This is a genomic window from Peptidiphaga sp., assembly GCF_057238965.1.
This window is the reverse complement of record NZ_DBHHEV010000007.1, coordinates 20,312-31,231: the sequence shown is the minus strand read 5'-3', so window position 1 is coordinate 31,231 and position 10,920 is coordinate 20,312. Positions and strand designations below refer to the sequence as shown.

Sequence of the window (10,920 nt, the reverse complement as noted above, 5' to 3'; positions counted from 1 at the left end):
CGCCGCCTGCCGCCGGTTCGGCCGGAGCCTGGGCGGCGGGAGCAGCCGGGGCAGCGGGCGCGGGCGTTTCAGCCGGAGCCGTCTGCGCGGGCGCGGCACCCGAGCCGTCTCCGATGTAGCCGAGGACCGTGCCGACGTCGACCTCTTCGTCTTCGCCCACGAGGATCTGCTCGAGCACCCCGGAGGCGGGGGCCGGGACCTCGGTGTCGACCTTGTCGGTGGAGACCTCGAGGACGGCTTCGTCCACCTCGACCGCCTCGCCGACCTGCTTGAGCCACGTGGTGACGGTGCCGCTGGAGACAGACTCGCCCAGCGCGGGCATCTTAATCGGTTCAGACATGATTCCCTACTTCTTAGTTGTGAGTGTGCAAAGGCTTGCCGGCGAGGGCGAGGATCGCCTCGCCGATCGACTCGTTCTGAGTTGGATGGGCGTGAATGAGACCGTCGAAGTCCTCAGGCTGAGCCTCCCAGGAGACGAGAAGCTGACCTTCTCCGACCTGCTCGCCCATGCGGGCGCCGATCGCGTGGAAGCCGACTATGGGCCCGTCCTTGACCCGCACGACCTTGACGAAGCCCTGCGTGCCGAGCATCTGCGACTTGCCGTTGCCCGCGAGGTTGAATTCGACTGCCTCGACGTTGTCCTTGCCGTACTTTTCCTCGGCTTTGTTCTGGTTGAGGCCCACGGACGCGATCTCGGGGTTCGAGAAGGTGACTCTGGGAATGAGGTTTTCGTCGATGGCCCTGGGGTTCAGTCCGGCGATCTCCTCCGCGACGAAGATCCCCTGAAGGAAGCCGCGGTGGGCCAGTTGGAGCCCCGGAACGATGTCGCCCACGGCGTACACGCCGGGAACATTCGTGCGCAGCCGCTCGTCCGTCAGGACGAAGCCGCGGTCCATCGAGATTCCTTGCTCCTCATAGCCGAGGCCCGAGGTCGCCGGGCCCCGCCCGATGGCGACGAGCAAATAGTCGGCGGTGAAGGACTTTCCGTCCTGAGTGTGGACTGTCACGGAGGATTCGTCCTGCTCGGCGCGTTCGAACATCGTTTTCGTCGAGAACTTGATGCCGCGCTTGCGGAAGGAGCGCTCCAGCTGCTTGGAGACCGAGGGGTCCTCGTTGGGAACGAGGCTCGGAAGGCCTTCGATGATCGTCACGTCGACGCCGTACGAGCGCCACACCGAGGCGAACTCCACACCGATGACGCCGCCTCCCAGGATGATCGCGGAATTGGGAACGCGATCCATGTTGAGAGCCTGGTCGGAGGTGATGATGCGGCCCGAGATCTCCAGGCCCAGCGTCTTCGAGAAGGACCCCGACGCCAAGACGACGTTCTTTCCGCGGTAGAGCGTTCCGTCGACGTCGACGGTGTCTTTCGCGACGAGCCGGCCCCATCCGTTGACCGTATCGACGCCGCGCGACGCCACGAGCCCCGTCAGCCCCTTGTACATGCGTTGGATGACGCCGTCCTTGTACGAGTTGAGGGCATCCATGTCGATGCCCTCAAAGCTTCCGCGAACGCCGATGGAGCCGCCTTCGCGCATTTCGTCGGCCACTTCGGCGGCGTGCAAGAGGGCCTTCGTGGGAATGCATCCGCGATGAAGACACGTGCCACCGACCTTGTCCCCTTCGACAAGGGCAACTTTGAGTCCCAGTTGCGCCGCTCGCATGGCCGCGGCGTATCCGCCGCTTCCCGCTCCGAGCACCACGACGTCGTATTCGAGAGTCTCAGCCACGTACCTCTCCTTCGAGTTGATTTAGGTTGGGCGTAGTACTTACGTCCCAATTATCCACCTAAGTGGTTGATTTCGCACTCTCCCATTGTGCCATCTTTCTCTCTCTTCCGGCTTACCCTTAAACCCATGGGTCTGTTTTCACGAAAGAGATCGCCGGGCGCGTCCGGCTCGTCGAGGCGCGGCCAGGCGCAGGCGCGTTCGGCGACGACCGCGCATTTCCGGGAGTTTGTCGCAACACGCCAGGGCGTCGAGGCCTATTACGAGGCCGAGACCCCGCGCGAGCCGTCCGCCCTCATGCTCGTCGCGCGCGACGGCGAATGGACGCGCCGCAAGGTTCCCGGCGCCAGAGAGGGCGCGAAGCTCGCCAACGAGCTGGGAGTTCCGTTTTACGAGGTCGTCAAAACGGGATACCCCGACTCCGTTCGCCAGTGGAACGAGAGGAAGAGGCGCGGCTGAAGGCGAAGGGCGGCCGAGGCCGAGACGCATGCCGCCTTACGCCCGCAGCGGAATTGCGGGATGCTGGAGGCGAACGGGGAGAGGCCTATGCTCCTTGCGAGCCCATCGCCTTCGCGGCCCGCTCAATGTGGCGCACGAGGGTTCGCACGCCGTAGCCGGTCGCTCCGGAGGGAGTGCACCCCCAGCCTTCTCCGGCGTTGAAGGACGGGCCTGCGATGTCGAGGTGGGCCCATTCGGCGTCGCCCGCGAAGCGCCGCAAAAAGACGCCCGCCACGAGCATCCCGGCTTCGGGGCCGGCCGAGTTTTTCATGTCCGCGACGTTCGATGAGAGGGATGCCTCGAGATAATCGGGGAGGGGCATGGGCCAGAGAATCTCGCCGGCGGACTCTGCCGCGGACGCGATGTCCGAGACGAGGTTCGAGGAGCCCATGAGGCCCGCGCACCGCGTGCCGAGGGCTCGAATCTGCGCTCCGGTGAGCGTGGCGACGTCGATGACCTCGTCTGGATTCTCCCGCGAGGCGAGGGCGAGGCCGTCGGCGAGGACGAGGCGGCCTTCGGCGTCGGTGTTCGTCACCTCGACGGTGGTTCCGTCCGCTGTGCGCAGGACGTCGCCGACCCTGATCGCCGAGGCAGAAAGCATGTTCTCCGCGACGCACAGCCAGGCGGTGACTCTCGCGGGAATTCGAAGCCCCGCGCACGCCCGCACCGCCGCCGCGGCGCAGGCCGCGCCCGCCATGTCCGTTTTCATGTCGGTCAGGCCCTCGTGGCTTTTGAGCGACATTCCGCCCGAATCGAAGGTTATGCCCTTGCCGACCAGTGCGATGTGGGCGCGGGCGCCGGCGGGGTTCCACTCCATCCTGACGAGGCGGGGCGGCTCCTGCGACCCTTTGCCGACGCCGAGCAGGCCCCCGCAGCCTTTGGCTCGCAGCTCCTCCTCTTCGAGCACTTCGACGTCGATCGCCAAATTGCCTGGGCCCTCGGCCAGCGAGCGAATCCGGCGCACGAACTCCGAGGGCCCGAGGTCTCCTCCCGGAGTGTTGACGAGGTCGCGCACGGCGCACTGCGCCTCGAGGATGCGGCGAACGCGCTTGACCGGAGCAGCTGGGATGCCAGTGACAACCGACACTTTCGTCGCGGCGCCGGCCCCGCTCTTGTACGCGGTGAAGCGATAGGCGCCCAGCCCGGCCCCCTCTGCGAGCGCTTCGAACTCTTCGGCATTCGCATGCGGCATATCGACGACGACGTCGCGCGCCTCTCCCGCCGCCCGCACGCCCGCGCCCGCGGCGTCGCGCAGATCGCCGGGCGACGGATCCGGCGGCAGCGAGACGGCGATGATTTGGCGATGCTCTTTCGAACGGGAGACAATTCGATGAGTCGCATTGGGTGAGGACATGTCGGCCAATCCCCGAAAGGACGCGAGAATGTCGTCGCGTTCGTGCTCGTCGAGGACGGAGGAGAGGACGTTCCCCCTGGAATGGGCGACCACCGCGGTGGCGTCGGATGGGGCTGAGCTCGGCGAAATCGCGGCTAACGGGGTCATGGACACCATGATAGACGGGAAGGGGCGCCGAATGACCGACGGGGTCGAACTGCACGACGGGCGGCAAACCGCCACGGGCTGGCCGCGCGTCATATTCGTTCTCCTGGCGGCCGGCTCGGCGATTTTTCTGTGGAGGGGAATCGTCGCTTCGACCGACGACTTTCTCAGCGGGCACGGCGCCCGCGGGAGCCTGACCCTCCTTTCCGCCGTCGCTTGGGCCGCGGGAACCGTCGGTGTGGTGCACAACGGCAGGAGAATGCGCAGAGTCGCCTGCGTCTGCTGGGCGGCCAACCTTTGCGCCCCCTTCGCCGCGTTGACGCCTTTTGGGGACTTTCTCGACCGGGTGAGCCCCTGGCACGACGCAGGAAGCACCTATTTCTACCTTCCGACCGTCGGCGCATTGGCGGCGCTCGCCTGGCTGGCCTGGTCGATGCCCGCGAAAATAGCCACCCGCAACGGAGGATGAGATGCTTTACCGCCTTCTCTACAAGCGCGTTCTGGCGAAAACCGATCCCGAGCAGGCTCACAAAGCGGCCATGTGCCTCGTTGGCGTCTTTGGGCGGTCGCCCTTGGCCGGGCTGAGCTCGGCGACGGTCGGGCGTCTGGGCGGGGACCGTCTGCGAGGCCTGCTCGCCCGCCCCGTTCCCGGCAGGCTCGGCCTGGCGGCCGGGCAGGACAAGAACGCCACAGCCGTCCTCGGGACGATCGCCATGGGCTTCGCCTTCACCGAGGTCGGCACGGTCACTCCTTTGCCCCAGCCGGGCAACGACCGCCCGCGGCTGTGGCGCCTGCCGGAGGAGCGCGCCTTCCGCAACCGCATGGGCTTCAACAACGACGGCGCCGACGCCGTCGCCGAGCGGCTCGCCATGCTGCGGCTGACTCGGCGCGGGCGCGCCTGCGTCGTCGGCGTCAACATCGGCAAGAACAAGTGGGTCGAAGCGGCCGACGCCCCTGCCGACTACGCTGTGTGCGCCAGAAAGCTCGCGCGCTACGCCGACTATCTGGTCGTCAACGTCTCCTCGCCTAACACTCCCGGCCTGCGCGATCTTCAAGCCGTCGAGTCCCTTAGGCCGATCGTGCGCGCCACGCGCGAGGCCGCCGACCTCGCCGCCGGGCGCCGCGTCCCGATTCTCGTGAAAATCGCCCCCGACCTCGGCGACGCCGACGTGGACGGCGTCGCCGACCTGGCAGTCGAGGAGGGGCTGGACGGCGTCGTCGCGACGAACACGACCGTGGCCCACTCCCACGGCGAAGGCGGACTGTCCGGCGAGCCGGTTCGCGCGAGGGCCCTGGAGGTCGTCTCCCGTTTGAGGAGGAGACTCGGGCCGGAATACATCGTCATCGGCGTCGGGGGGATCTTCACGGTGAGCGACGCCGAAGCGATGGTGAGCGCCGGCGCCGACCTTCTCGAAACCCTCACTGGCTTCGTGTACGAGGGGCCTCTCATGCCCGGCCGGATCAACCGGGCTCTGGCCCGCAGATAGCCTTCCGCGCGGTTAGCCTTTTCGCGCAAATAGAACTAGCCTCTTCGCGCAAGCGGGGCGGCCGCCGCACGGCCTAGGCCGACGTGCGCGTCGGCGAGCGGCTGCTCCTCAGCCCTTCTTTCGCTCCGCCTTTGCCTCCTTGTAGTCGGCGTCGCCGCCTCCCGCCGGAATGTTCCCGGGCGCGACCTGGGGGCGGGGCATGCGCCAACGCCTGGGATAGAAGGCGCGGCTGAACAGCTGCATCGAGAATCCCCGAGGAATGCGGTCTGCGCCGAATTTGTGCTCCGCCAGCACCCGCGTGCGGCGCACGTTCCTTCCCGTCCACACGGCGATGACGATGAAGATCAAGTAGACCGAGACCGTGAACACGACGAACAGGCGCGGGGCGAACCTCTGAACGAACAGTCCGGCGAGGAGGAGCAAGGCGAGCGGCATGAAGTACGAGCCGGGAGAAAAGCGCGAATCGATGACGTCGCGGCCAAAGCGGCGAACCGGGCCTGCGTGCTGGGGAGGCATGTTCCGCTCGTCGCCCGTGCGCATGGCCTCCTGCTGCTTGTTCCACCGGGCGGTGTTCGCCTCGGACCGTTCGCGCTTGAGCTCCCTGCGCTCCTCCCTGGACATCGCCTTGCGATTGGCGACGATCGGCTGCCTGTTGGCCGCGGTCGCCTTCTTGCGCGACGGCGTGGGAGTGGCCTTCTTCGGGGTGTAGCCCTTGCGCGGTTTGGGGGCGGCCTCCTCGACTTCAGGCTCGGGGGTCGCCTCGGTTTTCTTCTTGCCGAACACTGCGGCTCCATCTACTCGCGGTCATTGACGCGTATAAGTCTACGTTCCATTTTCCGCTTCGCGCGCCTCCTCCGGTGCGCACGCCCGTTCCCCGAGCGTGCGCTTCCGCCTCGGCCCGCCAGCGCCTTTTGGCCCGCAGCGTTCGTCCGTGCGAGCGTCGTTTTGCGGTTCTGTTCTTCCCGGCCCGCAAAGCGAGGGAGCGGGAAGGACGCGCAAACCCGGTTTCGGCGGAACTCGGAGTGCGGGGCGGCAGAGGGCGGAGGGCGGGGCCTCGGCAGAGCGGATACCCTAGAAGAATGACTGCTTCAGATACGATCGCCCGTCGCGTAGACGAAAATCTGCCCACCACGAGGTCGGAGCTGGAATCCCTCGTGAGAATCCCCTCGGTGTCCGCTTACTTCCCAGACAACGCTGACGATATGCGCCGCAGCGCCGAGCGAGTGGCCGAGTTGGCGCGCCTGCGGGGACTCGACGCAGAAGTCATCGAAGTCGTCGCTCCGGGCGGCCTCGCAGGGCGCCCCGCGGTCTTGGCCCACAGGCAGGCGGCGCCCGGAAAGCCCACCGTCCTCCTCTACGCGCACCACGACGTCCAGCCGGAGGGGGCGCCGGAGGGCTGGAACCAGGACCACCCGTACGAGCCCGTCGAACGCGACGGCCGTCTGTTCGGCCGCGGAACCGCCGACGACAAGGCCGGAATCATGGTTCACCTCGGCGCGCTCGCGGCTCTGGGGGAGGGCGGCGGCCTCGGCGTCACCCTCTTCGTCGAGGGCGAGGAAGAGGTCGGATCGCCCACGTTCCACCATTTCCTGGAGACGCACCGGGACCGTTTGGCGTCGGACGTCATCGTCGTCGCCGACTCGAACAACTGGAAGGCGGGCGTTCCCTCGCTCACCACGTCGCTGCGCGGAATCGCACAGGTGACCGTCACGCTGCGAATGCTCGACCACGCCGTGCACTCGGGCATGTACGGCGGACCCGTCTTCGACGCCGCCACCGCCATGTGCCGCCTTGTCGCGAGCTGCCATGACGAGGAGGGCGCGGTCGCCGTCTCCGGGCTCGCCTCCTACGACGACGCCCACGCGGACTACCCCGAGGAGGACCTCAGAGCCGACGCCGGGGTGCTCGACGGCGTGCGCCTAGCCGGGAGAGGCTCGCTCGCGTCGCGTCTGTGGACTCAGCCGTCTCTGACTCTCATCGGGATGGACGTCATGAGCTGCGCCAAGGCCTCGAACACCCTCGTTCCCGAATGCAAGGCGCGCCTTTCCCTCCGGGTGGCGCCTGGCCAGGACGCCGAAGAGGCGGGCCGCGCCCTCATGGCGCATCTGCGCGAGAACGCCCCCTTCGGGGCCCAACTCGAGATGGAGCTGGAGGAGTCCGGCCCGGCCTTCAAAGCAGGAGGGGACACTCCCGCGACCGTCGCCGCTCGGCAGGCGCTCCGCGAGGCGTGGCAGACCGAGCCCGTCGACATCGGCGTCGGCGGCTCCATCCCGTTCATCGCCGATCTGCAGGAGGTCTTCCCCGAGGCCGAAATTCTCGTCACCGGGATTGAAGACCCGGACACGCGCGCCCACTCGCACAACGAATCGCTGCACCTGGGGGACTGGCGCAACGCCATTGTGGCCGAGGCCCTGCTCCTTGACCGCCTGGGGGAAGGCGGCCTTCCTCGAAGCGGCGGGGCCGACGGGCAGGCCGAGTGAGGATAGCGCTCGCGGCGTCCCCGCTTCCCGGGCTTCGCGCCTCGGCGGTGTGCGACGTCGCACGCGAAGCCTGGCTGTCAGAGCGCCCTCGGGATTCGCTTCGCTGCCGCCCTGCGAGCGACGGCGTCGCATCGGCCTACTCCGAGTCGGGCGTTTACGAGCTGCTCGGATTGGACGAGCTGGTCGAACGCGGCGGGCCGCTGCGCCGGTTTGCCGGCGTCTCTCAGAAGAAAATCGCCCTCGATTGGATCGAGTCGCTGCCCGGGCCTTTCTGCGGGGATTCGACGGTTCTTGGCGAGGACATCGCGTGGGCGCTCGGCCGGGGAGTCGATGAGATCGTCGTCGCACTCGGCGTCCCGGGCGGAATCGGCGATCTCGGCGTCGGCATGATACGGGCGATCGCGCAGACGCGGCGCGCCGCGGGGCCAGAGAGCGGTTCGAGGCAAGCGGACGGTTCGAGGAAAGCGGACGGCTCTTCCGGTTTGGCGAAGACAGCCGGCAGACCCGGCGTCGTCGCGGCCGCCGACGTCGCCGACCTCGCGGAGCTCGTGGCCGACGCGCGCGCCGCTCTGGGGACGGTCTGCCTGAGCGTCGTCGTCGGCGGACGGCAGCGCCTCATGGGAATGTCGGGGCTGGCCCGCGCTTGGATGCGCGAAGGGCTGGACGGGCGCCGCGCCCAAGATGTGGAACGTCGCGTCGGCGAGGCGGCCGATCGCCTTGTTCGCGCCGCGAATGCGACGCCCGGGAGGGATCTAGCGGGCAGAAGCCTTTCGGCCCGCGGCCCCCATTCCGGGGCGGGAGGGGGCCTCGCTCTCGGCCTCGAGGCCCTCGGGGGAAGGATTGTTCCCGTCGGCGACCTCGTCCATTCCTCTCTCGAGGGGTGGGCCGAAGGCGCGGACCTGTGCGTCTACGTGTGCGGCCAAGTCGGCGAGGAGCTTCCCGGGGGCGCCGCGGGCGCGATTCGCAGGGCTCAGGAAGCGGGCCTTCCCGTCGTCCTCGTCTACGACTGCGGCGCCCTGCGCCGCGGAGAGCTGGCCGGGCTCGGACTCAACGGCGCCTACGAAATGCGGCCGGAGCGTTCCTTCCTCGACGAGCCCGAAACGCCCGAATCGGCCGCGGCGGTCCGCGACAGGCTCGGCGATGCGATCCGCGCGGTCGCCGGGACATGGGGGTGGTGAAAGCCGATGGACTGAACGGGGCGACGCGCGGACCGACGGCCGATTCCGGTTCGCCCACAGCGCATACGCAGGTTCCCGCTGAGTGCGCTCTTGGAATGTTTCGATCGGGGGAACTACCCTTGACGGGTACACATCCGATTGTCATTGGAGGAAAAATGTCCGAGACGCTTGACGTGGCCCACAACGTCGTGCTCAGTGACGACGCCGTCGCCAAAGTCAAGGCCCTGCTCGAGCAGGAAGGGCGTGACGATCTGCGCCTGCGCGTTGCCGTTGAGCCCGGCGGCGGGTCTGGGCTCATGTACCAGCGTTCCGTCGACGGGCGCGCGCTCGAGGGCGACGCCATCCGCGATTTCGGCGGCGTCGAAGTCATAGTCGACAAGATGTCCAAGCCCTATCTCGACGGCGCCACCATCGGCTTCGCCGACAGCATCGATCGCCAAGGCTTCACGATCGACAATCCGAATGCCGCCGGTTCATGCGCATGCGGCGACTCTTTCCACAGACGGGAGCGCTGAATGTCGCATCGAAAGATCGCCGCCGCATGCGCGGCGACGCTCGCCCTCGTGCTTTCCGCCTGCGGGTCCTCCAGCGACGGCGAAAGCAGCAAGTCGCCCGCGACTTCCTCGCAGAAGGGCGGTTCCGCCAGCTCCGTTCCCAAAGGAGACAGCCAGGCGCCGTCGTTGAACACCTCGGGTCAGACCCCCCTCATCACCTTCCCCAAAACGAAGGCGCCCGACAAGCTGTCCGTGACCGTCCTTGAAGAGGGGACGGGGGCGACGATCACCAAGAAAGACTACATCGTAGCCGACTATGTGGGCCAGGTATGGGGCAAAAGCAAGCCCTTCGATTCCTCCTACAGCCGCGGACTCCCGTTAAGCACCGACCTCTCCGCGGTCGTCAAGGGATGGGGGGAGGCCATAGCCGGCCACAAAGTCGGAGTCAAACTTCTCGTGTCGATTCCTCCGGACCTCGGTTACGGGGAAAAGGGCCAGCCCGGAGCGGGAATCGGCAAAGACGACGTGATGACGTTCTACATCACGGTCCATCAGGCCTCGAACAAGGAGACCGCCGGGCAAGCCGACGCAAGGACCGAGATGGACCTCGCCACGCTTCCTGTGACCATTCAAGGTGCGATCGGCTCGCCGGTCACGGGGCTGAAGGTCAAGGACGCCTCGGCAAGCATTTCGGAGAAGAGCGTTTCCGTCATCGCCCGAGGCACCGGGCCTGCCGTGGGGAAGACCGGAACGATGACAGTCGCCTACGCCGCGATCTCTCCCGACGGCCAGAATTTCCAAACGACCTGGGGCGAGCGCAACCAGGGCCCGCAGCTGGCCGCCATCGGAAACAAATCCGTTTTCGACTCCCTTGTGGGCCTGCCCGTCGGCTCGCGGGTTTTCATGACCGTCCCTGCCGTCGAGGGACAGGGCGACCAAGGCTCTTCGCCCGCGATGTACGCGGTGGTCGATATTCTCGGTTACATTCCTCAAAACGCTGAGATTACAAAGCCTCAGAACACGAAGTGACTCTTGAGGGGCCGGACTGACGATCGCCTGTGAAAACTGACGATCGCCCGTGAAAAACGGACGGCGAATGCGCGGGGGCGGCGGGAAAGCACTTTAAAGTGCTTTCCCGCCGCCCCCGCTGTCGCGTCAGCGAACGATGAGCCCGGGAGCCTGGGCCTTTGCGGCTTCGAGGCGCTCGGCGACGTTCTCCCAGTTGACGATGTTCCAGACGGCTTTGACATAGTCCGCCTTGACGTTGAGATAGTCGAGGTAGAAGGCGTGCTCCCACATGTCCAGCATGAACAGCGGAATGGTTCCGGCGGGGACGTTGGCCTGCTGGTCGAAGAGCTGGAAAACGACGAGCTTGCCGGAGATCGAGTCATAGGCGAGCACGGCCCATCCCGATCCCTGAATTCCGGTGGCCGCCGCGGTGAAGTGTGCGACGAACTTTTCGAAGGACCCGAAGGAGTCCTTGACAGCCTCGGCAAGCTCTCCTTCGGGCTGGCCGCCGCCGGCGGGGGAGAGGTTGGTCCAGAAAATCGAGTGGTTG

General features: G+C 67.0%; 12 protein-coding genes. 7 read left to right on the top strand and 5 right to left on the bottom strand.

The features are described from left to right. The coding region (locus ACO48X_RS01940) for a biotin/lipoyl-containing protein (RefSeq protein WP_485000019.1) at window positions 1–340 on the bottom strand (340 nt) is incomplete at its 3' end. Between the two features lie 13 nt (window positions 341–353). After that, a complete protein-coding gene (gene lpdA, locus ACO48X_RS01935; protein WP_485000017.1) occupies window positions 354–1,730 on the bottom strand; it encodes a dihydrolipoyl dehydrogenase in 1,377 nt (458 codons plus the stop codon). 126 nt (window positions 1,731–1,856) lie between these two features. On the opposite strand from lpdA, the gene ACO48X_RS01930 reads away from it, so the two are divergent. Further along, window positions 1,857–2,186: an oxidoreductase gene (locus ACO48X_RS01930; protein ID WP_485000015.1), complete on the top strand. Its 330-nt coding sequence runs from the start codon at window positions 1,857–1,859 to the stop codon at window positions 2,184–2,186. Between the two features lie 85 nt (window positions 2,187–2,271). Here the strand turns inward: ACO48X_RS01930 and ACO48X_RS01925 are convergent, their stop codons facing one another. After that, window positions 2,272–3,726 carry a leucyl aminopeptidase gene (locus tag ACO48X_RS01925; RefSeq protein ID WP_485000013.1) on the bottom strand — a complete coding sequence of 485 codons (1,455 nt, stop codon included), beginning with the start codon at window positions 3,724–3,726 and terminating at the stop codon, window positions 2,272–2,274. A 31-nt stretch (window positions 3,727–3,757) separates the two neighbouring features. Here ACO48X_RS01925 and ACO48X_RS01920 point away from each other — a divergent pair, with 31 nt between their 5' ends. Both ACO48X_RS01920 and ACO48X_RS01915 read left to right on the top strand, forming a co-directional pair. Then, window positions 3,758–4,192 carry a hypothetical protein gene (locus ACO48X_RS01920; protein WP_485000011.1) on the top strand — a complete coding sequence of 145 codons (435 nt, stop codon included), beginning with the start codon at window positions 3,758–3,760 and terminating at the stop codon, window positions 4,190–4,192. A gap of 1 nt (window position 4,193) precedes the next feature. Continuing rightward, on the top strand, window positions 4,194–5,210 hold the full coding sequence (locus tag ACO48X_RS01915; protein WP_485000009.1) for a quinone-dependent dihydroorotate dehydrogenase: 1,017 nt from the start codon (window positions 4,194–4,196) through the stop codon (window positions 5,208–5,210). A 108-nt stretch (window positions 5,211–5,318) separates the two neighbouring features. Here the strand turns inward: ACO48X_RS01915 and ACO48X_RS01910 are convergent, their stop codons facing one another. Then, a complete protein-coding gene (locus ACO48X_RS01910) occupies window positions 5,319–5,993 on the bottom strand; it encodes a DUF3043 domain-containing protein (protein WP_485000007.1) in 675 nt (224 codons plus the stop codon). 296 nt (window positions 5,994–6,289) lie between these two features. Here ACO48X_RS01910 and ACO48X_RS01905 point away from each other — a divergent pair, with 296 nt between their 5' ends. From ACO48X_RS01905 to ACO48X_RS01890, 4 genes are all read left to right on the top strand, one after another. After that, complete coding sequence (locus tag ACO48X_RS01905; protein WP_485000005.1) at window positions 6,290–7,690, top strand: M20/M25/M40 family metallo-hydrolase; 1,401 nt, start codon at window positions 6,290–6,292, stop codon at window positions 7,688–7,690. After that, window positions 7,687–8,868, top strand: coding sequence for a hypothetical protein (locus ACO48X_RS01900; protein ID WP_485000003.1), 1,182 nt, complete (start codon window positions 7,687–7,689; stop codon window positions 8,866–8,868). The genes ACO48X_RS01905 and ACO48X_RS01900 overlap by 4 nt, the downstream gene beginning before the upstream one ends. A 155-nt stretch (window positions 8,869–9,023) precedes the next feature. Next, window positions 9,024–9,383, top strand: coding sequence for a HesB/IscA family protein (locus ACO48X_RS01895; RefSeq protein ID WP_485000001.1), 360 nt, complete (start codon window positions 9,024–9,026; stop codon window positions 9,381–9,383). Further along, on the top strand, window positions 9,384–10,391 hold the full coding sequence (locus tag ACO48X_RS01890) for an FKBP-type peptidyl-prolyl cis-trans isomerase (protein ID WP_484999999.1): 1,008 nt from the start codon (window positions 9,384–9,386) through the stop codon (window positions 10,389–10,391). It begins immediately after the preceding gene. A 126-nt stretch (window positions 10,392–10,517) separates the two neighbouring features. Here ACO48X_RS01890 and ACO48X_RS01885 read toward each other — a convergent pair. Beyond that, window positions 10,518–10,920 (bottom strand): superoxide dismutase (locus tag ACO48X_RS01885; RefSeq protein WP_484999997.1); only part of this gene is annotated, 403 nt, incomplete at its 5' end.